This is a genomic window from Micromonospora sp. DT4 (assembly GCF_049841675.1).
Lineage (GTDB): Bacteria > Actinomycetota > Actinomycetes > Mycobacteriales > Micromonosporaceae > Micromonospora.
On sequence record NZ_JBNCKT010000063.1, the window covers coordinates 1 to 22,248 of the forward strand.

The 22,248-nt window shown below is 68.4% G+C and carries 22 protein-coding genes, 1 tRNA gene and 3 pseudogenes; 7 read left to right on the plus strand and 19 right to left on the minus strand.

The annotated features are described in order from the left end of the window. Positions 1-75: 75 nt before the first annotated feature. The 4 genes and pseudogenes from ACLQ24_RS18280 to ACLQ24_RS18295 form a co-directional block, all read right to left on the minus strand. Positions 76-690, minus strand: a pseudogene (locus ACLQ24_RS18280) (helix-hairpin-helix domain-containing protein); the annotation flags it as partial. Beyond that, positions 618-983 (minus strand): hypothetical protein, encoded by a 366-nt coding sequence (locus tag ACLQ24_RS18285; protein WP_425892957.1) that lies wholly within the window; start codon positions 981-983, stop codon positions 618-620. The gene ACLQ24_RS18285 and the pseudogene ACLQ24_RS18280, both read right to left, overlap by 73 nt. 236 nt (positions 984-1,219) lie before the next feature. Next, positions 1,220-1,295: transfer RNA gene (locus tag ACLQ24_RS18290), tRNA-Arg, on the minus strand. A gap of 84 nt (positions 1,296-1,379) precedes the next feature. Next, positions 1,380-2,614, minus strand: a protein-coding gene (locus ACLQ24_RS18295; protein ID WP_425892934.1) for an IS3 family transposase whose coding sequence is annotated in 2 segments (ribosomal slippage) — positions 1,380-2,335 and positions 2,335-2,614 — 1,236 coding nt in all. Because the reading frame shifts where the segments join, the coding sequence is not laid out codon by codon here. Between the two features lie 603 nt (positions 2,615-3,217). Here ACLQ24_RS18295 and ACLQ24_RS18300 point away from each other — a divergent pair. Then, positions 3,218-3,787 carry a hypothetical protein gene (locus ACLQ24_RS18300; protein WP_425892935.1) on the plus strand — a complete coding sequence of 190 codons (570 nt, stop codon included), beginning with the start codon at positions 3,218-3,220 and terminating at the stop codon, positions 3,785-3,787. A gap of 91 nt (positions 3,788-3,878) precedes the next feature. On the opposite strand, the pseudogene ACLQ24_RS18305 reads toward ACLQ24_RS18300, so the two are convergent. From ACLQ24_RS18305 to ACLQ24_RS18320, 4 genes and pseudogenes are all read right to left on the minus strand, one after another. Continuing rightward, positions 3,879-4,076 (minus strand): annotated as a pseudogene (locus ACLQ24_RS18305) (DUF296 domain-containing protein); the annotation flags it as partial. Positions 4,077-4,146: 70 nt separating this feature from the next. Further along, positions 4,147-4,596, minus strand: a complete 450-nt coding sequence (locus ACLQ24_RS18310) for a SitI3 family protein (protein WP_425892936.1) — start codon at positions 4,594-4,596, stop codon at positions 4,147-4,149. A gap of 13 nt (positions 4,597-4,609) precedes the next feature. Beyond that, the gene (locus ACLQ24_RS18315; RefSeq protein WP_425892956.1) at positions 4,610-4,996 is read right to left on the minus strand and encodes a hypothetical protein; all 387 of its coding nucleotides are present in this window, start codon (positions 4,994-4,996) and stop codon (positions 4,610-4,612) included. A 209-nt stretch (positions 4,997-5,205) separates the two neighbouring features. Next, on the minus strand, positions 5,206-5,733 hold the full coding sequence (locus ACLQ24_RS18320; protein WP_425892937.1) for a DUF6244 family protein: 528 nt from the start codon (positions 5,731-5,733) through the stop codon (positions 5,206-5,208). Positions 5,734-5,904: 171 nt separating this feature from the next. Between ACLQ24_RS18320 and ACLQ24_RS18325 the strand changes: the two genes are divergently transcribed. Continuing rightward, entirely contained in the window at positions 5,905-6,834 is a 930-nt protein-coding gene (locus ACLQ24_RS18325) for a hypothetical protein (RefSeq protein ID WP_425892938.1), read from the plus strand. A gap of 157 nt (positions 6,835-6,991) precedes the next feature. Here ACLQ24_RS18325 and ACLQ24_RS18330 read toward each other — a convergent pair whose 3' ends face one another. From ACLQ24_RS18330 to ACLQ24_RS18340, 3 genes are all read right to left on the minus strand, one after another. After that, positions 6,992-7,426 (minus strand): NUDIX hydrolase, encoded by a 435-nt coding sequence (locus ACLQ24_RS18330; protein WP_425892939.1) that lies wholly within the window; start codon positions 7,424-7,426, stop codon positions 6,992-6,994. Between the two features lie 233 nt (positions 7,427-7,659). Next, a complete protein-coding gene (locus tag ACLQ24_RS18335) occupies positions 7,660-8,571 on the minus strand; it encodes a GNAT family N-acetyltransferase (RefSeq protein WP_425892940.1) in 912 nt (303 codons plus the stop codon). A 77-nt stretch (positions 8,572-8,648) separates the two neighbouring features. Beyond that, positions 8,649-9,119, minus strand: a complete 471-nt coding sequence (locus ACLQ24_RS18340; protein WP_425892941.1) for an NUDIX hydrolase — start codon at positions 9,117-9,119, stop codon at positions 8,649-8,651. Positions 9,120-9,209: 90 nt separating this feature from the next. Here ACLQ24_RS18340 and cutA point away from each other — a divergent pair, with 90 nt between their 5' ends. Then, on the plus strand, positions 9,210-9,545 hold the full coding sequence (gene cutA / locus ACLQ24_RS18345) for a divalent-cation tolerance protein CutA (RefSeq protein WP_425892942.1): 336 nt from the start codon (positions 9,210-9,212) through the stop codon (positions 9,543-9,545). An 88-nt stretch (positions 9,546-9,633) separates the two neighbouring features. Here cutA and ACLQ24_RS18350 read toward each other — a convergent pair whose 3' ends face one another. Together ACLQ24_RS18350 and ACLQ24_RS18355 are read right to left on the minus strand one after the other, a co-directional pair. After that, the gene (locus ACLQ24_RS18350; protein ID WP_425892943.1) at positions 9,634-10,548 is read right to left on the minus strand and encodes a PfkB family carbohydrate kinase; all 915 of its coding nucleotides are present in this window, start codon (positions 10,546-10,548) and stop codon (positions 9,634-9,636) included. Continuing rightward, positions 10,545-11,924 carry a helix-turn-helix domain-containing protein gene (locus tag ACLQ24_RS18355; RefSeq protein ID WP_425892944.1) on the minus strand — a complete coding sequence of 460 codons (1,380 nt, stop codon included), beginning with the start codon at positions 11,922-11,924 and terminating at the stop codon, positions 10,545-10,547. Before ACLQ24_RS18355 ends, ACLQ24_RS18350 begins: the two co-directional genes overlap by 4 nt. Before the next feature lie 302 nt (positions 11,925-12,226). On the opposite strand from ACLQ24_RS18355, the gene ACLQ24_RS18360 reads away from it, so the two are divergent. Next, positions 12,227-12,937: a sulfotransferase domain-containing protein gene (locus ACLQ24_RS18360; protein WP_425892945.1), complete on the plus strand. Its 711-nt coding sequence runs from the start codon at positions 12,227-12,229 to the stop codon at positions 12,935-12,937. 94 nt (positions 12,938-13,031) lie between these two features. Here ACLQ24_RS18360 and ACLQ24_RS18365 read toward each other — a convergent pair. The 5 genes and pseudogenes from ACLQ24_RS18365 to ACLQ24_RS18385 form a co-directional block, all read right to left on the minus strand. After that, positions 13,032-14,321, minus strand: a pseudogene (locus ACLQ24_RS18365) (MFS transporter); the annotation flags it as partial. After that, positions 14,318-14,653 (minus strand): hypothetical protein, encoded by a 336-nt coding sequence (locus ACLQ24_RS18370; RefSeq protein ID WP_365062648.1) that lies wholly within the window; start codon positions 14,651-14,653, stop codon positions 14,318-14,320. The gene ACLQ24_RS18370 and the pseudogene ACLQ24_RS18365, both read right to left, overlap by 4 nt. Continuing rightward, positions 14,650-15,216, minus strand: a complete 567-nt coding sequence (locus tag ACLQ24_RS18375; protein ID WP_365062650.1) for a kinase — start codon at positions 15,214-15,216, stop codon at positions 14,650-14,652. Before ACLQ24_RS18375 ends, ACLQ24_RS18370 begins: the two co-directional genes overlap by 4 nt. Positions 15,217-15,227: 11 nt before the next feature. Then, positions 15,228-17,234: an ABC transporter ATP-binding protein gene (locus tag ACLQ24_RS18380; RefSeq protein ID WP_425892946.1), complete on the minus strand. Its 2,007-nt coding sequence runs from the start codon at positions 17,232-17,234 to the stop codon at positions 15,228-15,230. A gap of 132 nt (positions 17,235-17,366) precedes the next feature. Then, a complete protein-coding gene (locus ACLQ24_RS18385; RefSeq protein WP_365062654.1) occupies positions 17,367-17,849 on the minus strand; it encodes an NUDIX hydrolase in 483 nt (160 codons plus the stop codon). A 257-nt stretch (positions 17,850-18,106) separates the two neighbouring features. Between ACLQ24_RS18385 and ACLQ24_RS18390 the strand changes: the two genes are divergently transcribed. Genes ACLQ24_RS18390 through ACLQ24_RS18400 form a run of 3 tightly spaced genes read left to right on the plus strand, consistent with a single transcriptional unit; the run spans position 18,107 to position 20,662 of the window. Next, positions 18,107-19,417: a helix-turn-helix domain-containing protein gene (locus ACLQ24_RS18390; RefSeq protein WP_425892947.1), complete on the plus strand. Its 1,311-nt coding sequence runs from the start codon at positions 18,107-18,109 to the stop codon at positions 19,415-19,417. Beyond that, positions 19,414-20,124 carry a 2'-5' RNA ligase family protein gene (locus ACLQ24_RS18395; protein WP_425892948.1) on the plus strand — a complete coding sequence of 237 codons (711 nt, stop codon included), beginning with the start codon at positions 19,414-19,416 and terminating at the stop codon, positions 20,122-20,124. The genes ACLQ24_RS18390 and ACLQ24_RS18395 overlap by 4 nt, the downstream gene beginning before the upstream one ends. Further along, positions 20,111-20,662 (plus strand): NUDIX hydrolase, encoded by a 552-nt coding sequence (locus ACLQ24_RS18400; protein WP_365062661.1) that lies wholly within the window; start codon positions 20,111-20,113, stop codon positions 20,660-20,662. The genes ACLQ24_RS18395 and ACLQ24_RS18400 overlap by 14 nt, the downstream gene beginning before the upstream one ends. A gap of 129 nt (positions 20,663-20,791) precedes the next feature. On the opposite strand, the gene ACLQ24_RS18405 is transcribed toward ACLQ24_RS18400, so the two are convergent. After that, positions 20,792-22,183 carry a UDP-glucose dehydrogenase family protein gene (locus ACLQ24_RS18405; RefSeq protein WP_169596961.1) on the minus strand — a complete coding sequence of 464 codons (1,392 nt, stop codon included), beginning with the start codon at positions 22,181-22,183 and terminating at the stop codon, positions 20,792-20,794. Between the last annotated feature and the right edge of the window lie 65 nt (positions 22,184-22,248).

Here is a 22,248-nt window from a genome sequence, read left to right on the forward strand (position 1 = left end):
AAAGCCGACGCGCGTCCCGCACCGTAACGCCCATACACCCCAAACGATCACAAACCATTTGGGTTACGGGTCAATAAACCCGATCCCCCACACATCGGCGGCCAACCGGTACGGTTCGTTACGCACCACGCTGATCGAGGCATCACCGTACTTCTTGTAGATCCGCACCGCGACCGAGGTGGAGACACCGACGCCCTGCAGGAACACCATCACTTCCTTGATGGCCTTCTGCTCCACCCACGCCGCGGTGATCTTCGCCGTGCGTTTCGGACCGAGCCCCGGCACCTCCACCAACCGGCCTGGCTCCTCCTCGATGATCTGCAACGTGTCCAAGCCGAAATGCTCCACGATCCGCTCGGCGAACACCGGCCCGATGCCCTTGATCAACCCCGAGCCCAGGTAACGGCGGATCCCCTGGATCGTCGCCGGCAGCACCGTGGTGTAGGAGATCACCTCGAATTGCCGGCCGTACTGCGGATGCGACGACCACCAACCCCGCAACCGGAGGCTCTCCCCCGGCTGTGCCCCCAGCAAGGCACCGACCACGGTCAGCAGATCCGAACCACGCCCGGTCGCGACCCGGGCGATGGTGTACCCGGTCTCCTCGTTGACGTAGGTCAGCCGTTCCAACACCGCCTCAAGAACATGCGGAGACGGACGAGACGACACGGCCGCAGACACGCACACCATCGTGCCGTCGGCGACGCCTCATCACCAAACCTGGCTGAGCGGATGCTGCGGTCGTCCAGCGCCTCGGCCAGCGGGCCACCGATAAGAATCACCAACGTCGGGAACTGCTGGTGCCCGCGTTCGTCGCCAACCTGGTCGGGGAACACCTTGCAACCTTGCCCGATGACCCCGACGCCTTCGCCTTCTCGGGTCGACAGAAGCACACCTCCCATCGACAGCAGAGTTACCACGGGTTCCGGCGCCGCTTCGTCCAGGCTGTAGCTGCCGCCGGGCTCGACGACGTGACTCCGCACGACCCGCGCGCTACCCACGCGAGCTGGGTCGCGGACTCTCACGGCGTGCTGTCGCCGCCCGCCGCCTCGGGCATGCCAACGCGAGCGTCACTACCCGCCACTACGCCCGCGCGATCGACTCCCGCGATGCCGAGGTGGCCGCTCACCTGGACAAGGTCGGCCGGGCACGATTGGGCACACAACGGGCACGGAAGCCCAGCACAGACGAGAAATGATCGGTGATCATGGCTCTTACTTGGTGCCCCCGGCAGGATTCGAACCTGCGACACACGGTTTAGGAAACCGATGCTCTATCCCCTGAGCTACGAGGGCGCGAGCGCCTAGTTTAGCGACCTGGGGGTTCACCTGGGGCGGCAGGGAGCGGCCTGTCAAGCCCCGGGTTTGATGGAGAGTTGGTTAGCTGGTTTTCAGGGGTGCGGTGACCGGGTGGGTCATCGCGTGTAGTGCTTCGTGTTCGGCGGGTGGGATGTGTCCGAGTTCGCCGTGGAGGCGGCGGTTGTTGTACCAGTCGATGTACTCGACGGTGGCCATCTCCAGGTCGTCGAGTCCACGCCATGGACCTCGGTTGCGGACGAGTTCGGCCTTGTAGAGGGAGTTGAACGCCTCGGCCATCGCGTTGTCGTACGAGTCGCCCTTGGAGCCGACGGAGGCGACGGCGCCGGCCTCGGCGAGGCGCTGGCTGTAGCGAATCGCTCGATACTGGACTCCTCGGTCCGAGTGATGCACGAGTCCGCCCAGGTCAGCACCCTGATGCTCGCGCCGCCAGATCGCCATCTTCAACGCGTCCAACGCGAGGTCGGTGTAGAGCGACGTGGATACCTGCCAGCCGACGATCATGCGGGAGTGCACGTCGAGGACGAACGCGGCGTACGCCCAGCCCACGGCGGTGCGCACGTAGGTCAGGTCCGCGACCCACAGCTGGTTCGGATGTTCTGCGGTGAAGTCCCGTTTGACCAGGTCACGAGGCCGGTCGGTCTCGGCCGCGGGCCGGGTCGTGCGCGGCGACTTGTCACGCAGCAGCCCGCGCAGCCCGGCGGCGCGCATCAGCCGCTCGACCGTGCACCGGGCCACCTCGACGCCCTGGCGGTGCAGCTCGCGCCAGATCTTGCGTGCGCCGTAGACGCCGTAGTTCTCGGCGTGGATCCGCTTGATCACCGCGGTCAGTTCCTCGTCGCGCCGGCAACGGGCGCTGACCGGGCGGGTCTTGGTGGCGTAGTAGGTCGACGGTGCGATCTGCGCCGGCGTGTCTTCCAACGCCCGCAAGACCGACTGGACACCGTGCTGTTCCTTCTGCGAGTCGACGAAGTCGACCCTCATCGCGACGGCCGGTCCAGCTCGGCCGCGAAGAAAGACGCCGCGGACTTCAGGATCTGGTTCGCCCGCCGCAGCTCACGATTCTCCCGCTCAAGGGCCGCGATGCGTTCGGCATCGCCGCTGGTCGTGCCCGGCCGCTCACCGGCGTCGACCTCGGCCCTCTTCACCCACGTCCGCAACGCCTCTGGGTGGACTCCGAGCTGGTCGGCGATCCGCCGGATCACGCCGACCGCACCGGCCGGATCCCGACGGGCCTCAAGGACCAACCGGGTCGCACGCTCACGCAGCTCGTCGGGGTACTTCTTCGGTGCAGGCATCGCCGGTGTTCCTCCAGGTTTCGATGTCTCCATCTAACCCGGGGCGGTTCAGCCCACGTTCACCCACGTTCCCCGGACCGCCGTTGTCGCAGCCCAGGAGCACACGCCGAGCACACGAACCCTGGTTTGCGACCGGCGGTCGGCCGGGGTGACCCGCGTTGACACCGGTTCGCCCGGGTTGGCATCCGCTGGAGAGCACACACCGCGCACATCATCGAAGGTCATGATGGGCTTCCCCGGGCCCAAGACCCGCTGGCCCGTACACCGGGCACCGGACGGCGGTGACCGACGCGCTGTCAGCCCTCGACCTCACCCACGCCGACGGCGAGGCCCGCCGAGCACGTCGGCGGACGCTTGGTTCATGGGCTTGCTGGCGTCCGACCTGTGAAGACGATGCCCCACCCTGATGCCTACGGCGACGGCCCCACCAGGTGTCCGCCCACGGCCGAGTTATGCGGGCTTGGCCCCCGCTGCTTCACGACTGCCTCACGCGGACGATGGGCGGCCACCAGAAGCCGATCCGACGCTCCTGCTTGACCAAGTGAAGGGTAGCACTTACTATTTACTTACAGTAAGTTACTGTAAGTAAATGAAGGAGTGTAGATGAAGGTAGGTGGCCGGGACTTCGACCTCACGAAGCAGGAGGTGGAGGCCCGCATGATGGGTGAGGATCCTGAACTGATCCAGAAGCACATGGTCGAGGTCAACGGGCAGATGTTCCCGCCCAAGCAGGTCCTCGGGCACGTGACTGGATGGGACCGCACAACGTTCACAACCATGGAGGCGCAACGCGTACTGACCCGGATCGGGTTCGTGTGTACGGAGGCGCGCGCAGGGCGGATCCCGAAAGCAGGCCGATTCATCATGGACGCCGTCCGCGACTCAGTTCAAGACACGATGAACGACCACGGTGACGCACATTTCGAGCGCGGGTTCAGTGCGGCCGCCGGCATCGCGCTGCGGCAAATCCAGAAGAGGCTCGATGACTTGAGGGAGCAGATGAAGGGCAAAGGCCTCAGCCAGGCTGAGCAAGCGTTCTATGCCCATCTTGACGAACTCAAGTCCGAGATCGAAGCCGATTGCGACCGCTACTGGCGAGGTAGCGGCGTGGACTGGCGTCCACTCAAGCCCGTGGCCAAGGCTGTCATCCGGCGCACCGACGAGACGAGGTAATAGGTCGGAGGTGCCAGACTCGCGAGCGATAAGCCCCGCCGGGAACGACCGTACGTGGCATCCCGTGCCTGCGAACGCAGCACCCCTAACAGACCGGGGCCTGGGGGTCGTCCAGACGCTGGCAGGTGCCGACGATCTCGACCGTGCTGAACCCGGCGATGAAGACGGGGATGTAGCCGTGCCGGATGCCGTTGGCGCGGTAGGCGTCAGCGAGGGCGGTGAAGAAGTCCTCGCCATGATCGAAGGTGACGCCGATCATCCGTCCGGGCGTGAGGTCATGGCTGCGCATACTGAGGCACTTCCGGTTGGGCTGGTCGGGGGAAGTGGCTGTGGTGGGTCCAGCCGAGGACGTACGCCCGTCAGAGGTGAAGAATCCTGTCGTAGTCTTCGTCGTACCAGCCGTCGGTGTTGTGCTTCTGGATGGTCCCCGCGATGCGCGTCAGCATCAGTACGTCGCCGTTGAGGGTCAGGGCGGCGTCCTCGGCCCTGCCGGTGAGGATCCTGGCCACGGTTGCCAGCATGTGGGGCTTGCCCTTGTCGACCAGGGTGTCCTTGCGCATGTAGAAGCTGACGTCGACGTAGGTCTCCGGCTCCCATTCCCACAGAGCGCCACCGTCGTCCTCGGCACTGTAGTAGCCGTGCCGGCCGCCGGTGATGTCCACGACGTACCCGTGCTCGTCGTTCAGGTCGGCGCTGAGCATCCTGCCGCCGGACGCCGTGGACGTCTCGACCGCTGCGGGAGCAGCCAGTTCCGCCACCTGCTCCAGTGGAATGTCGCCCGCCAGCGTCAACCGGTACTCGACACCCATCTGCACCCCTTCATCAGTCTCTCCGGATGATCTGAATGATCGCACCGTCGCGCGTTACCGCCGCCAGTTCCTTCAGCCCTGCTACGGGCCAGTCGTGGAACTGCTTGTGCAGCGCGGCGAGGTCTCCTCGCCAGTCGTGGAGGTTCAACATCACGCGTTGGGTCTGCTCCGCGTCGACCTTCCTGGACACCGCGCTCCAGACGGCGCGGGCCGGCACAGGAGCAGTGGGCGCGTAGCAGTCGAAGACATGCCCCTCGATGAGGAAGTCGGGTGCCTTCTCCGGCCTCCCAGAATCCCCAGTTTCGAGCCGCGCGTCCGCGACCTCCTGCCTCGTGGGGTTCTGGTGAACCCGGTACCCCTTGCCGGCGACCCTGTCGGCACACTCGTTCTCCAACTCCAGGGCACGCCGCTCCCGTGGCTTCTCGTTCGTGGAGATCCGGGTTCGACGTCCGGTAGGTGACCCGCCGGCGACGCCGGTGGGACGCCTGGTCCACGGGGTTGCTGCGTCAATGTCCGTGGAGACGGTGCCGCCCAGGGTGGGGGTCGTCGGGGATGGGCTGCCGGTGGTAGCAGGGGCGGGGCTGGCCGGTGGATGACCGCCAGCCCCTGTCAGTTTCCCGACGACCCCAACTGCCGGGCCTGCGCGATCGCCGCCTCAACGGCCTGCCGGGCCCCGCCGGTGCGCTGCACGACCAGCACCAGGACCTGCTTGATGGCCTCCAACGCCTGCAACAGCGGCCCAGGCTGCCCACCCTGCAGGACCACGGCGACGAGTTGCTGCGCCTCACCGACTCCGGTGATGACCCCGGTCGCCGCGTCACGAGCGGCGTCCACGGCGCTCAGCACGGGCGCCAGCCCGGCGATCGTCTCCTGCGGGGTGGCCTCGTTCGGCACCGCCGCGGTGGCCTTCGTCGCTTCACCGATCGAACCGGCGAGACTTCCCAGGCCGCCCTGGATGCCTGTGATCGCGTTACGGACCCGCGCCACACCCGCCGCCACGGCGACGAAGCCCGCGCCCGCGGCCCGCAACGCCACCTCCTGCGCCTGACTGTCAGCGGCGGCTGCCAACCCCTGCGCGCGTTCGACCCCGGTCATCAACGCGCGGAACTCACCGGTGATCGTCTCGATCTGCGACACGTGGCCGGCACCCCAATCGATGAGAGCGAAAGTGCTGGACAGCTGAACCTACCGGGCTCCTTGTGAGGCCACCAGACACGGCGAGGCGGTCGGCACCGCAGACAGCCGCCGCGATGCGAGTAGTCGCACGAGCGGCTTCCGGTCCAGATTCCAGCTCGTGGGGTGGGGTCTGTGGCTGTCGTGTCCGGCTGTCGACGTGTCAGCATCGACGGGACGGCGGTGCGGGTGTTCGCGTCGGGAGGCTCGGTGGGTAATCGCAAGCGCAGCGGCCGTCGGCAGCGGCGGGAGCCGATCCGCCGGATGATCCCGCCCACCCGCGTGCCCGGCAGCCGGCGCCCTCACCGCCCGGACGAGACGGCGCTGATGCCGAAATTTGAGTACAGCCCGATGTTCGGACGGCTCGTCGACGCGCCGGTGGAGATGGTGCCGCTGCTCGCCGTCCTAGCCGTTCTACACCAAGCGCAGAGCGGCATGCCGGTGGGCACCTGTGTCCCGACGAGTCATCAGGTCAGTGGGGCGCTGCGGCACCTTGGCTTCGAGGCCGAGGCGGTCGCCGCGTGCGCCACGCTGCACCGGGTGACCGACACGTTCACCGAGGTGTCCGAGGTCGGCGTGTGGAAACAACCGCCGGTCGTCCACCCCGATGGCACCACCAATGGCCACATGGTCGTGTGGACGCCGTCGTTCGCGCAGCTCGTGGACGCCACCCTGGTGCAACACCCGCTTCTGCTGGCCGCCGCCCAGGCTGATCCGGTCTACTCGACGCCAGTGTTCGTCCAGGTTCCCACCGACCGGAGCAAGTTCATCGCGGCTCAGCCCGTCGCCTGGCTCGACGATCACCTGTACGCGTCCTGGGTCCTGCTGCCGGAGTGGACCCGGCTGATGGACCCGGTTCTGGCGGGGGAGGCCAGCACGGTCGTGGAACTCGGCGCACTCGGTCTGGCCACCGACGCGCTCCGCCTCATCGCGGCCGTCGCGGAGGAGCGGGATCTGAGCGCGATGCTGGTCCAGTGCCCGCGGCTCGGGGCGCTGCTCCGAGGTGAACACCAGCTACCGGAGTTGCCAGTCGAGCCACCGCCGCATCTTGCTTCAGGGGTGTAGAACGTTCCGACCGGCCTGCCTCCGCACCCGGGTCTCGCGGTCGCCTCACAACGCATGGCGGGATATTGGTATGACGGCATTGCCAATGATCAGGCAATGCCGCTGGCGCACTTCGGTCCCATAGCCGCGCATTGCCAACCTCGCGATGTACACCCGATCACGAACAAAGTTTGGCCACGAGAGCACCCTGGCCAGCCTGCAGGATATGCGCAGCCTTCAACGGTATCCAGAAACACTCGAAGTGGGTGGGTTCCTGAGTACCGTCGTGGTCTTCCTGACTAGCCCACCGCTCGGGCGCCGGCCCTACGAGTTCCAACTGAAAGACGTGACGGTACTGAATCTCGAACCGGAGCGGTGTGATGTCGTACTCAACCTCCCCCAGCTTGCGGACAACGCGAAAGCCCGTCAGCCCGGTCTCCTCGCGGGCCTCGCGCAGCGCGGCGTCCTCCGGCGCCTCACCTACACGAACGGTGCCTCCCGGCACCTCGACGCCCACCTGCTCATAGCTGTAGTCGGTGTGACGGAAGACGAGCAACCGCCCCTCTCGCACCACGTAGCAGAGAACCTTATCCACCACGACCTTCGCCACCATATGATCTCCCGTATTGGCATTAGCAAAACAAGGGCAGCCCGCGAAAACTGCGCCCTAGCCGCACGGCTCCCGACAATCGGTAACAGGGTGTAACTCATGGACAGGCTACTGGACTCCTATGGATACACCAGGCGCGCAGGCCACGAGTCCATCGGCGATGAATATTGCCTATCTCGCCAACGGTGCGGGGCGGGCATTGGTCGACCATGACATCACCGTGGGCGCCATTCCCGTCAGCGGACGATGACGAGGTTGGCCATGTCTACCACCGGCCGGTAGCCAAGCGCGGCGTAGATTTTGTTCGAGGTTGGGTTTGCTTGATCGGTGTACAGGCACACCCGCGCACCGTCGGCCTGGATCCGCCGGGAAACCTCGGCAACCGCGTTGCTGGCCCATCCACGCCCGCGCTGGGCTGGTGGCGTGTACACCGGACCGATGCGCGCGACTCCGAACGATGGGGGGCTGGCACCAGTGAGGTGCACCCGCTCTCCAGTCCCGTCGACCCAGAACCACAAATGCCCGGCCAGCAGTCGGCGCAGCACTTCCGCACGGTCGGGCACCTCATGTGCGCTGGTACCCCGTCGGCGGCCCGCCTGTTCGTCAGCGTCGCCCACGAACTCGCCGAACCACTTCATGACCAGCTCGACGTCCTTCTCGACCGCTAGCTCCAGGCAGCCAGGCACTGCCGCCGGACGAGCCACCTCGCCGAGCTCGTGCAGCCGCGTGTGCTGGTTGACCTGGACCCTGCCCCCGCCGAGCCGGGTCAACTCGGTGGCGCACAGCGCAACGGCAGGAACGGCCCCGTTGACCGCAAGGACCTCCTCCCCGCGCTCGTGCAGAGCGTAGGCCAGGGCCACGGCCGCCTCGTCGGGCATCGGCAGCAGAAACGGCGGATAGGGTGCGAACGGCGCCGCTCGCATACCGGCGCCGACGACCGTGCCGGATGCACCCCTAACCACCAACCACCAATTGCGGTCGGGCTGCGCGATCCCATCGGTTTGCAGCGCCAGCAGCCGGTGCGCGACGGTGGTGACGACCGTGCTGACTACCGGGTCGGCGGCCAGATGATCGCCAGCTACCGCGAGGAACTCGCCCGGAGTCTTGCAGAACTGCAGGCGCGGCGCGGCTACCGAGGTTGCGCTCATCTGCGCAACCTAACCATCGCCACGGGCCCATAGACACGGGATTTTCTGCGTCATCAAGGTGACACGCCCCTCGTTGCTCAACCGATGTACGGCGTCGCCCGCTCGTTGAGGGCGTGGTCGATACGCAGCCGCATCGAGGGGTGGATGTCCAAGTGGTTGAGCTGGGCGGGGTTCACCCAGCGGACCTGACGCGACTCGCTGGAGGTCGTCGGTTTCCCGCCGACGGGTCGGGCTGTGAAGCAGATCGAGAACTGCTGGCGTACTTCACCGTCGTCGTAGGCCATCACGTGGTGGGGGCGGGTGTAGATCCCGACCAGGCCGGTGACCTCCACCTCGATGCCGGTCTCCTCGCGTACCTCCCGCACCACCGTGTCGGAGACCGACTCGCCGATGTCGTGACCACCGCCGGGTAGTGCCCACAGGTTGTTGTCAGTGCGGTGGATCATCAACAGCTCACCGCGCTGGTTGCGCACTGCCGCCACAACCGACGGCACCACACTGTTGGCAGCTGGCGCGTTGGGGTCGTTGAAGTAGTCACGGCGCGCCATCCGTCATCTCCCGTCGAATGCAGCTACCAGCGCATCGATATCGCAGTGAGCTCCGCCCAGCTCAGCTGCCTCCTGAGTAGTGTCAGCTTCATGAATGAGGTCCTGTATGTCTACACCGCTGCGGGCAGTCTGGAGGTCGCGCGGCGGTTGGTGCAGGGCGCAGTGCAGGAGCGGTTGGCGGCTGGTGGCCAGGTCGTGGGGCCGGCCGAGTCAGCCTTCTGGCATGAGGGGTTCTTCGGCACCGGCCAGGAGTGGCAGGTGATGCTCAGATCCAGTGCCGGAGCGTATCCCGAGTTGGAGAGCTACCTGAGGAAGCATCACGAGTGGTCCAACCCGGAGATCGTCGCGCTGCCAGTGGTCGCTGGCTCACGGCCGTACCTTCAGTGGGTGCGCGGTGTCACCGAAACCGCCGGCGAGGGTGGATGACGCGGCTGCCCTACAACGTAACGCCCACAGGTAGACCTTGTCTCGACGCTCGATTGAAGGTGAATGGCAGCGGCTGAGCAGCCGCACTTTATCGAGGGTCTCCGCGAGGCGAGTTGGTGTGTCGGATGTGAGCGCCGCTGTGCCCGACGGTGTGGGAGCCGGCGTGCACAGCGGTGGTGATGGCGTCGGGTAGCGGGGCGTGGCGGGCGAGATCCAAGGCAAGAGAGCCGAGGAAGGCGTCGCCAGCTCCGGTGGTGTCGACGACCGGGACGGCAGGTGCCGGCACGGTGCCGGATCCGTGGGGATCGGTGAAGGCTGCGCCGTTGGGGCCTGCGGTGACGACGACGGTACGGGGGCCGAGGCGTTGCAGCGCGGCGGCGGCGTCGAGCGGGTTGCCAGCGGTGGTGCGCAGGATCGCGGCGGCTTCGTGCTGGTTGACCACGAGGACGTCGAGTTCCGCGAGCAGCCGGGGGTCGAGGTCGGGGTTAGGGACGAGATTGCCAACGACGATCGGTGCGCGGCGGTGGCTCAGCAGTGTGGTCACGGGTTCGGGTGGTAGGTCGAGCTGCACGATCACGGCTTCTGCGGCGAGGCCGGCGGTGGCGCGGTGGATATCGTCGGTGGTGAGTTCAGTGGCGGGTGAGAGGGCGAGGGTGATGTAGCTTTCGCCGTCTGGGGTCACCTCGATGATGGCCGCTCCGGTGGTGGCGTCGGGGACGAGCCGGACGTGGCGGGTATCGACGCCTGCGTTGGTCAGTGCTGTGGTGATCTGGTGGCCCCAGGTGTCCGCGCCGACGTTGGCGATCAGGGCGGCGCGCCCGCCACGGCTGGCGGCAGCGATGGCCTGGTTAAGGCTCTTGCCTCCGGCATTGACGGGTAGAGCCGAGCCGACGGCGGTGCGGCCGGGTCGGGCACGGTGGGGTACATGGATGGTCAGGTCGATGTTGGCCCGGCCGACGAAGGCGGCATCGACCCTGTCTCCGACCCCGCTGCTGTCGGTCACGAGCTCGCCGCGAAAGCGGCCAGGGCGGCATGCAACTGCTGCACTGCGGGCTCGGCGGGAAACACCGCGAGCTGACGGCCCGCGATCGCGACCTCGCGTTGGATTCGTGCCGATCGGGTGAGGTTGGCCAGGTTGAGCGCGGCGAGGGCAGAGGCAGCGGCTAGCTCGGGTTCATCGGCGGCAGCGTGGGCGACGGCGGTACGCGCCAGATAACGGCCCCGTTCCCGTCGGTACGTTTCCGGCCACGCGTCGAGAGCCTCACCGAAACACCGGACGGCGGCGCCGGGGCGGCCCAGCCGAAGCCAGCCCTCGCCCTCCTGCGCACTGATATATGCCGTGGTGCAGAACGCACCGAGCCCACCGCCGTCCGTTCCGGTGGCCGCAGCGAGGTGGTGGGCCTCGTCGATGGCGGCCCGGAACGAACCGGCGTCACCTTCGACCGTGTGCCCGTGGGCGCGCTGCACCGCCGCGAACGCGCGCACCTGCTCTCGCGTGCTGCCAGCGCGCTCGGCGGCACGGGCGAGCCCGAGTACGCGGTCCTGGTCTCCGGCGTCGCTGGCCCGCTGCGCCATGCGAGCGAAAACGTAGGCGGTGAACTCCATGTCGCCGGCCTCGTGGGCCATGGTCAGCGCTTGGGCGAGCCACCATTCGCCGGCGTCCCGGTCGCCCATATCGTCGCTGAGCCAGCCGGCGAATTCTGCCCACCGGGCCTCGGTACTCAACAGCGCGTCGCGCAGGCTGCCTCGTGCGGCTCGGCGGTAGTCGGCGATGTGACCGAGCTGCTGTCGGGCCGTGGGGAGGATCGCCGCGGCGCCGACCCGGTTGTCGGATTCCACGAGCACCGACCGCAGTGCCGCAAAGTGCTCCACGACGGCCGGATCAACTTGCGCCGCCCGTGTCGCTGCGGGCAGCGGTTCCGCACTCGACAGGGACGCCACCACACTGCCGGGGACCGCCTGCAGGAGAGACCGGCGGCTGACCTGAATGTGCCGTCCTCGCCCGTCTGCCACAGTCATCACGATATCCGCTTCCCCTGCGGGCTGGCCGCTTGAGCCAGTCACCAGGGTGGTGCCGGCTGCGGTCAGAGCGGTGGTGAATGCTGCTGTTCCCCTGGCCCGGCGGTACTTCTGTTCAATGGCCGCGACCCGGTCGTACCCGGCGGTGAGGGCGCCGTCGGTGTCGAGGACCTCGTCACAGCGTTTCCAGAAGGCCCGGTCCGGGTGCTGGCGTCCGACTTCGGTATTCGCGATCGTGCTGCGGCCGGTGAGGATCCTGGGCGCCAGTGAGTGCTGGGTGTGGCCAGCCGCCTTGCGGTACGCGGCCAACTGCTGGCCGAGCGCGCGCCACGCTTCGCTTACGTCGTGCGGATCTGCCACCGCCGCCTCCCCGGGGCCATCGCACCTCGGCTGGCTGAGCGAGATGGCTGAGTGCCGGCCAGAGGCGGTCTTCGATGTGAGTCGTTACCCTACCGTGCGGTCGTGCCTGCGTAGGCCGTTCACCCGCCGTTGCTGGCAGCGGCTTCCGTCGCGGGCGGTCGCCTGCCACGGCCGGGCGGCGTGCAGGGCGATACGCCTGCGGGTGCGACATCGAGGAAGGGTGCCCCGTTGGCGTCGATGGGTGACAGCCCGGCAGGCCCTCGCGTCTACACGCCTGGGCATCAGATCGTTACAGTTCGTGGATGATCGTGTGGGTCGCGTCGTTCCCCCGCTCCGGCAACACCTTCCTGCGGATCGTCCTGCATCGCATGTACGGCCTCCGTACTTCAACGATCTATGACGTCGATGGCGTGGCCGCCCGCCTGGGGCCAGATCTCATCGGCTTCACCGAGCGCTTTGCACCACTCGACGAGCTGCGGGCGGCGCCCGATGCGTACTTCATCAAGACCCACCGGCAGCGTGACGCGGACGTCCACGACGATGACCGCGCCATCTGCCTGATCCGTGACGGTCGCGACGCTCTGGTCTCCTGGGCACGCCAGGAAAGTGAAAATGATTCGAGCCGCTACGAGGTTGAACTCCGCGCAAAGATCCTTCGCCAGAGCGTGGCCGGTACCGGCAGCTGGGGCAGCAATGTCCTCAGCTGGCTCCAGCCACCGGTCCCGCACCGATACGTGCTGCGCTACGAGGACCTGACCCGCGCACCAGCAGCGACCGTGCAAGCCGTCATCGCCGCCATGACCCCCGAACTCACACCGCTCGCGGACGCTTCGATCCCGTCCCTCGCCGAACTCCGCCAAGCCGACGACCAATTCTTTCGCCGCGGCCGTACCGGCAGCCACCGCGACGAACTGCCTGAGGACCTCCACGAGCTGTTCTGGTCCCGCGCCGACAACCGCGCCGCCATGCACCTGCTCGGTTACGCCGCCCCGACGGCACCTGCCCACGACTAACCGGACCGGCAAGAGCAGAGAAGTGCAATACCCGTCCGTACCTTCTGCCATAACGGTGCTGCCGTCGATCATGGTGCTTGAGGCTGCCGAGCTAGCACCCGCGCTGCACCGGCAGGTTGCGCAAGGTTGCTTTTCCAGGGCAGGAATCCGGCGCTGGCGGCGGTGAGGGCAGCCGTGGCGGTGATGGCGGTGCGGGGGTCGGTGGCGGCTGCGAGGATGCCAGCCGCGGCGATGAAGATCGGCTGGGTCAGTTTGCTGCTGATGGACCAGGCGGTCAGGACGCGGGACAGGCAGTGTTCGCTGGTGTGGGTCATGCGGTAGGTGGCGAAGGCGGGGTTGAACGCGCCGGCGAAGAAGAGCAGGAGCGTCTCCGCGATCACGATGACGATCAAGCCGGGTGTGCCGGGTTGTGCGAGCGGGATGAGACCCATCCAGAGGGTGCGGCCCACCCCGGTGGTGAGCAGTACCGCGTGGAGGCCGTAGCGGTTGGTGAGGTGTCCGGCGGCCAGGCACCCGAGGATTCCGCCGACGCAGGGCAGCCCGAGGGCTAGGCCGTACTGCCACGGCGCGAGGTGTAGGTCGCGGAGCATGAGCACCGTGACGACGGGCATGGCGGCCATGATGGCGCCGCCGAAGATGACCGCGTTGATCAGCAACGCCCGCAGGCTGGCGTGGTGGAGGATGTACCGCCAGCCCTCGACGATTCCCTGCCTCGGCGGGGCGCGGGGTGGCGTGGGGGCGGTGGTGGCTCGGGGCTGCGTAGGCGGCGGATTCCGAGTGCGGACAGCAGGAAGCTGACGGCGTCGACGGTGACGGACGCGGTGGTGCCGAGCCAGGAGACGAGGATCCCGCCGATGGGTGACCCGATGCTGTTCGCCGTCCACTGGGAGGTGTCGAGCCGGCTGATGGCGGTGACGCGTTGCTCCGTGGTGACCAGGTTCTTCAGGTGGGCGCCGCTGGCAGCGCCGAACGCGACACCGCCGGCGGTCTGGACGATTGCCACGATGCACAGCTGCCCATATGTCAGCTCGTGCAGCGCGGCGGCGGCGGGGACGCTGGCGAGGGCCGCACAGCGCAGCAGGTCGGTGCCGCACATGACGGGTCGCTTACGGCGGAACTCGATCCAGGGTCCCAGGGGCAGGACGATGACCGCTGAGGCGATGCCGGAGATCACCGCGAGCAGGGAGACCTGCAAACTCGATGAGTCCAGCACCAGGATCGCGACCAGTGGCAGCGCGCCTGCCCCGACGGCCGATCCCAGTTCGCTGACCGAGTAGGCGCCCCACAAGCGGTAGAAGTCCCGGCTCAGAGGCGACGATGCCCCGCCAGCGGCCGGTGGCCGATGGTGGGCGGGCACGCTGGCGGTCGTCCGGATTCTGGTCACCGCGTCAGTGCCCGAGGGTCACGACGTGCCTGCCGCAGTGTCTGGCGCAACTGCGCGAGTCGGGACCTGGGCAGGCCGGCGACCGGTAGGCGGGTGTGGATGCGGAGCTGGCGCCGGCCCACCCAGAAAGGATCATCCATGGGACGTTTTGCTACCACTGGCTGGCCGTCCTGGCGTCCGATGGGGACGACGGCCCTGTCCGAGCGGTGTACGACCCGCTCGTTGCCCACCCCGGCGGGCGCGGCACCGGCGACGAGCGCCGCGCGCACGATGCCCGCCGCGCCCATCGGGACGCCCGCCCGGTCCGGGGTTGCGATGTGAGGCGTGGTCACGGGACGGCTGGTAGTAGGTCGTTGTCGCGACCGGTCAACGGTAGGCCGGCCGCAGTGGCGATGAGGTCGATCGCTTCTTCCATCGAGGTGCTCTCGGGCAGGACGAGTTCGCCCGGCCAGCCGAGAAGGTCGCGCGGGGCGTACCAGCTGCGCATGTTGTCGGGGGTGAACTCCGTCGCCTGCGGGCGCGTTTCGTGTCGCCGCAGTGTCTCGGGTAGCGACACGTCGAGATAGACGAACAATGTCCGCCCGCGATGGGCTTCGCACAGTTCCGTGAGCATGGTGCGGTATCGGGCGGTGTGCATGATCCCTTCCAGGATCACGTGGTAGCCGTGGTCGAGGCAGAAACGGACGTTCTGCGCGATGAGCGCGGGTGCCAGGCCGCCTGGTTTGTCGCGTTCTCTGAGCAGGATCCGGCGGAGATGGTCTTGCTCGACGAGGGCGCAGCCGCGGCCGTGTCGGCGCCGCAACGCGCGGGCGATGGTGCTCTTCCCGGATCCGGAGTTGCCGCGGATGCAGACGATGATCGTCTCGGGGCTGCCGGTGTGAGTCAGGTCGTCCATCGCGACGCTCCTCATCGCGAGACAGGCTGGTGCTGGTGCGGAAGCCGACCCTCCGCGCGGGCATCGGCGACCTCGTCCAGGCAGTCGACCCCGCTTCCATAGCCGGCCGCTTGGAGGTTGAACAGTTCGGCGTACCGCCCGTCGGCGGTTATGAGCTGGTCGTGGGTGCCGGCCTCGACGAGACGGCCGTGGTGCAGGACGTAGATGCGGTCGGCGTGGCGGACATTGGCGAGCCGGTGGGTGATCAAGATGGTGATGCCGCGTCTCTGCCGGTCGCGGATGGCCTGGAACAGGGCGTCCTCGGCGCGGGGATCGAGGGCGGAGGAGGGCTCGTCCATGATGAGCACGTCGGCGTCGCGCAGGAACCCGCGGGCGGCGGTGATGCGTTGCCACTGGCCGCCGGAGAGGTCCTGGCCGCCGGCGAAGGTGCGGTCCAGCAGGGTCTCGTAGCCGTGGGGCAGGTCGGTGATCATGTCGTGGGCGACTGCGCGGGCGGCGGCGGCCTCGATCCGGTCCTGCTCCGTCGTGGTGGCGATGTCGCCGATGGCGATGTTGGTGGCAGCGGTGAAGGGCCACTTGTGGTACTCCTGCGTGACGACGCCGATCCGGGCCCGCAGCGCGTCGGTGCCCCAGTCGTCGCCGGGCCGTCCGTTGTAGCGGATGGTGCCGCTGGTGGGGGTGCGGAGGGTGGCGATCATGGTGGCGAGGGTGGACTTGCCGGAGCCGTTCTCCCCGACGAACGCCACGGTCTGCCCGGCGGAGATGGTCAGGGTGACCCGGTCGACGGCGGGGGTGTCGCGGTCGGGGTAGCACAGGCTCACCGCGTCGACGGCGATCTCCCGCAGCCGCTCCGCGACCGGCGCACCGGCGGTCCGGTCGGTGGGCGGTGGCAGGTAGTCGGCGGCGCGGGTCATGAAGCCGGTGTAGTCGCGGAAGTGCTGCCCTTCGGTGTAGACGCGGTCGATCTGGAACGTCACCACGGCCAGCGAGCGTTGGGCGGACTGCACGGCGATCACGCAGGTCGCGGCGGCGGCGAGGGGGATCTGACCGTCGATGAGCAGTAGGCCGAGCAGGACGTAGACCACGGCGGTGGCGATCCCGCCGATCATCGCGCCGACGGTGGTGGTCGTGGTGACCCGGCGGGCCAGGGCGAGTTGGATCCGTGTCTCGACGTTCATGACCCGGTCGTACTGGTCGAGCAGGAACTCGCGCAGCCCGTAGGAGCGCAGTTCGGGGGCGGAGTCGCGTTCGGCCATCAACCGGTGCAGCAGCCACAACCGGCGGCGGCGTACCGATCCGGCGGCGTAGGTCTGGTAGCGCAGGTGCCCGGCCCGCAGCGCCGCCCAGCCGTTCGGCACGGTCGCCACCAGCAGGGCGAGCAGCAGCAGCGGGTGGACCACCACCACGGCGACCGCGACGGCGATGACGCCGGCGAGGCCGGCGAGGAGGTTCATCGACGCCTGGACCAGGGCGGTGGTGGAGTTCGCGCCGCGGGAGGCGCGTTCCATGTCGTCGGCGAACGCGTCGGCGTCGAAGGCCTCCAGGCGTACGGCGGTGGTCACCTCGAACAGCCCGCGTTCGACCTCCCGGTCGACCTTCGGGGTGAGGCCGTTCTGGGCGTATCCCATGGCGGTGGCCATGCCGGCGCGCAGCGCGGTGGCCGCCGCGAGCGCGGCCAGGGCGGGTAGCGCGGCGGTCACTTTGTCGGCGGTCGGGCCGCCGGCGAAGAGTTCCACCAGCACCCGCTGCGCCGCGAGGAGCCCGAACGCTGACATCACCCCGGCGACCACCGTGGTCGCCGCCACCACTGACGTGCGCGCCCGGTCGGCGCGCCAACTCACCGTGAGCGCGGCCCAGACCAGGCGGGGTAGTTCGGAGAAGACGGCGAACAGGCCGGCTTGCGCTCGCGCCCGCACGCCGGTCTCCCACCACACCTCCCGCAGCTCCGGCAGCACCGAATCCCGCTGCAGTGGTGCGGGACGGGCGGGCGTGCGGTCGGGGTGGTCGGTTTTCGGCATGGCGGTACCTCCCGAAGGTGAGCACGGTGGGCGGTGGTGGTGTCTCGATGCGAACGGCGGGAGCGGAGGTGTCCCGTTGGCGTCCCGGCTGGAGCAGCCGACACTTCGCCCTTCCGGGCGGTGGGTCTCCGGTCAGGTGGCTCGGACGCCGTCTTCGAGGTAGTAGCTGCACCCGTCCGCACGGGCGTTCAGCGCCTCGGTGATCCGGCGGGTCAGCAACGGCGGTAGCCGCTGGGCGGCCTCTGGCGGGTCGGAGAAGGCCCAGCCCTTCAACTCGCCGGGCGGCACCACGATCCGTTCGTGCACGCGGGGGTCGAGGGTGCCGCCGTCGTAGATGACCATGAGGCCCTCGGTGCGCTCGGTGCGGGCCGGCACCCAGTCCACAACGAGCAACCGACCCGGTGCCAGGTCCAGGCCGAGTTCCTCCCGGCACTCCCGGATCGCGGCTTGGTATGGCGACTCGTCCGCCTCGACGCACCCGCCGGGAACTTCCCAGCCCGCCTTGTAGACCGGCTCGACCAGCAGAACCCGATCGTCCGCGTCCGTGATCAACAGCCCGGCGGCCATCCGCTTACGGGGCAAGCCAGCGGTGACGTCGCGGCGTTCGGAGGGCATGAAGGGACCGTAGGACGCCGGCCGGTCGACACGCCCGCAGCGCCGTACGCCGACATTGTCGGCAGATGCCGACACAACTCCGACACCACCCGGACCACGTCCGCGTCACGGCCCCGCCCCGATGATGCCGGCACTGTGAACTGGCTATTCACCCATCGGGGGGCAGTCGCGCGGGGAGTCCGCCGGGTCCAGAAAAGTGTCACCGGGAGCAGCTACGGTGTCGGCTCATCGTGACTGCGGCACCGGGGGTGGCAGCGATGGTCGACCATGACGAGATCGCCGCCGCTCGCCGCGCGCTCGGTCGCCACCTCGCCCACCTGCGTAAGGACGCCGGCCACACCCAGCACGGGTTGGCCCGGCTCGTGCAGTACGGGCGCAGTTCGGTGGCGAACACCGAGACCGGCCGCCAACATCCCGAGCGGTCCTTCTGGTCTCGCTGCGACGCGGTGTTGCGCACCGGTGGCGTGCTGACCGCCGAGTACGACCGCATCGCCGACCTGGACCATCAACACCGCCACCGCCCGGCGCCCCCACCCGCTGGCCCCGGCACTGCTACCGACGCGGGAGCCTTGTGGTGGGAGCACGAGGAGCGCATCACCGCCCGCCGATCCGCGCTGACCGTGCCGGCCGATAACGACGCGCGGCTGGCGCACCTGGAGCACGAGGTGCGGCAGGCGATCAGCGACAACGAACGACTCCCGCCGGCCACGCTCGTGTCCCGGCTGCGTCCGCTGCGGGTCAGCGTCGACCAGCTGATGGCGGCCCGGCAGCACCCACCGCAACGCGCCCGGCTGTACACCGCCGCCGCCCACCTGTCCGGGCTCCTCGCCACCCTCGCCCTGGACCTGCGCGCCTTCCCGGTCGCGCGCGCCTACGCCGCCGAAGCTTTCGACCTTGCCCACGCCGCTGGGCAACCCGACACGCAGGCCTGGGCCCGCGCCACCCAAAGCTTGGTCGCCTACTACACCGGCATGCACCGCGACGCGCTCGCATTCGCCGAAGACGGTCTACGCCACGCTGGCGCCGGCCCGCATCGCCTTCGCCTCACGATCAACGGGCAGGCCCGGGCGCTCGCCCACCTCGGCGACCGCCGGGGTGTCCACCAGGCCGTGGACCGTGCGTTCGCCCTGCTGCTCGAACACCCGGCGGACGGGCAGGTCAGCACCAGCCTCACCCTCGGCCCGTACTGCCCGACCCGGGCCGCCGCCAACGCGGCGACGGCCCACCTGGTCCTCGGCGACGCCACCGGCGTCATCGACCACCTCACCGCCGCCGTCGCGGCGTTCGACGCGGCGCAGCTGCGCGGTCCGCAGGCGCTCAGCCGCCTTGATCTGGCCACGGCCCACGCGCGGGCGGGCGACCTCGACCACGCCGCCGGGCTGGCGCTGGAAGCGCTCAGCCTCACCGCCGAGCACCGCTTCGAATCGGTCTACCAACGCACTCGTCAATTCCTCGCCGCCGCCCACACCTTCGGCCGTCACCCGCGACTACAGGACGTCGCGGACCTGTTCACCGAATTGACGCATCCCGGCAGCCCGCCACCACCGGGCCTACGATCGCCGACATGAGCAGCCGGGAACTGGCCAGCCTGCGGCAACGGTGGACCGCCTACCGGGACCTGACCGCACTCACCGAGCACTGGTACTGGCGTCCCGGCTGGCGCGCCGGCCGCGACTTCTACACCTGGCACCTCACCTTCCAGGAACAGCCCGACCTCCACCGCCTCGTCACCGACCTTCAACACCAGCTCCAGTTCCCCGGACTGGACCTGGTGCCGATCGACGGCCTGCACCTGACCATGCAGGGCCTCGGCTTCACCGACGAGGTGCCCGACGGCGACATCGAAGCGATCGTCACCGAAGCCCGGCAACGGTGCGCCGGCCTGCCGCCGCTGGACCTGTCCCTCGGCCCAGTCGACCCCGACGCCGAAGGAATCGGTCTGCTCGTCCGACCCTGGAGCTCCGTCGAACGGGTTCGCGCCGCGATCCGGGCCGCGATCGCCGCCGTGTGGCCGACCGTCCCCGAACCAGCTGACGGGTTCCGGCCCCACGTCACGATCGCCTACAGCGGGGCACCTGCCCCCACCGCCCCCATCCGCGCCAGGCTGGCCGAGTTGCGGGACCTGCCCGCCGTGACAGCGACGGTCAGCGAGGTGTCATTGATCGCCCTCCACCGGGAGCACCGCACCTACCGATGGTCGACCCGGGCAACCGCGCCCCTGATCGGTCAGTGCCCTCAACGCGTTGAAGCGGAGGCAGGTCGTGGCGATCAGTAGCTCGGACATCTCTAGGGTTCTCTTGGCCTACCTTGAGTGCTATCCGGACGAGGCCGTGGCGCTGTCTGAGCCGGTGAAGCTGCTGGCTGAGGGAGAGGGATTCGCCTCGCGCCGAACCTTCCCGATGCATGTGACGGTTGGCGCTCTCCTGGTCCGCGGCGGCACCGAGGTGCTGCTTGTTGATCACCTCGCCTACGGGATCCTCCTCCAGCCGGGAGGACACCTGGAGCCGACCGACTCCACGTTGATCAGCGCGGCGGTGCGTGAGCTGGTAGAGGAAACCGGTGTTGATCCCAGCGAACTCGTCCCAGCATCGCAGATGCCGGTCTACGTCGAGTACGGCAGAGTTCCGGCGCGGCCGGCGAAGGACGAGCCGGAACACTTCCATCTCGACTTCGGCTACTCGTTCTTGACGGCGCAGGCGGACGTGGGGCGTATCCAAGAATCGGAGGTGGGAGGTGCGACGTGGTATCCCCTCTCCGTGGCTGAGCGGCTTGTCGGCCCTCGCATCGCGCGGGCGATGACCGCATTGACATGAAGCGATGACGGCCCAGTGGCCGTCACGTTATTCATCGCCGCTCATGCTGAGGCCGGCGGTTGCCCGACCGCGACAGGCAGACCGCCGGCAGAGTCGTACGCCGTCAACTTTGCCAATAGGCCAGGACAATCAGGTCTGGGAGCGCGGGGGGATGGCGGGTGCGGTCATGGTCAGGTATCGGTAGCCGATTTCGGTGAGCCTGTCGGCGTCGAGGCAGTGTCGCCCGTCGAGGACGAGCGGTGAGCGCATGGTGGGGGCGAACTTGGCCCAGTCGAGATCGCGGTAGTGCGACCACTCGGTGGCGACCACGATGGCGTCGGCGTCGTCGAACACGTCTTCGACGCGATCGGCGAGGTGCTCGGCCAGGGTGGGCTGTTCGCGGCGGAAGCGATCGGCGGCGACGGGGTCGTGCAGGGTGATCCGGGCACCGCGTTCGAGGAGCAGATTCGCGATGTCGATGGCGGGTGAGTCACGCAGGTCGTCGGTGTCCGGCTTGAACGCGAGGCCGAGAATGCCGATCTTGCGACCCTTGATGATGTGGAGTTCGTCGAGGAGCCGGTCGACGACCTTGGTGCGCTGACGGTGGTTGACGTCGCGGGCGGCGGTGACGATCGGCATGGCGAGGTGGTACTCGCTGGCGGTGGCGATGAGCGCTGCGGTGTCTTTGCCGAAGCAGGATCCGCCCCAGCCGATGCCGGGGTTCAGGAAGCGGGGGCCGATGCGGGCGTCGAGGCCGGTGCCGCGGGCGACTTCGCGGACGTCGGCGCCGACCTTGCCAGCGATCGCGGCGATCTCGTTGATATAGCTGATCTTGAGGGCGAGGAAGGCGTTGGCCGCGTACTTGATCAGCTCGGCCGAGGCCAGGTCGGTGGAGACCAGCGGCACGGCGCTCATGCCGGCAGGGCGGGGCAGCACGGTGGGCGGGGTGAAGGACTGGTTGAGGATGGGTCGGTAGAGCTGGTTGAGGACGTCCAGGCTCTTCTGGTTGTCGGAGCCGATGACGATGCGGTCCGGGTAGAGGGTGTCAGCGAGCGCGGTGCCCTCGCGTAGGAACTCGGGGTTCGAGGCGACGGCGAATCGACCGTCGGGGCGGTGACCGTGGTGACGTTCGTAGGCCTCGCGCAGGATCGCGTCGACCCAGTTGCCGGAGCCGATCGGAACGGTGCTCTTGTTCACCACGACGGTGAAGTCGCCACGCAGGTGCTGGGCGACGCTCTCGGCGGCGGATCGCAGGTACTGCAGGTCGGGGTTGCCGTTGTCGAGTTGCGGAGTCTGCACGGCGATGAACACGACGTCGGCGTCGGGTACGCCGACGGCGTAGTCGGTGGTGAAGGTCAGGTGGGAAGAGGCCTGCTCGAGAAGCGCTTCCAGATGCGGCTCGTAGATCGGGCAGTGACCGCCGCGGAGGGTGTCGATCTTCTGCTTGTCGAGGTCGATGCAGGTGGTGTCGTGGCCCAGGAAGGCCAGGCTGACGCTGGTGGTGAGACCGACGTATCCGGTGCCGACAACACAGACCTTCATTGAGCGTTTCCTCTCGCCATGAACGATACCGACGCGTGGTGATCCGGATTGAGACGTCAGCAGTG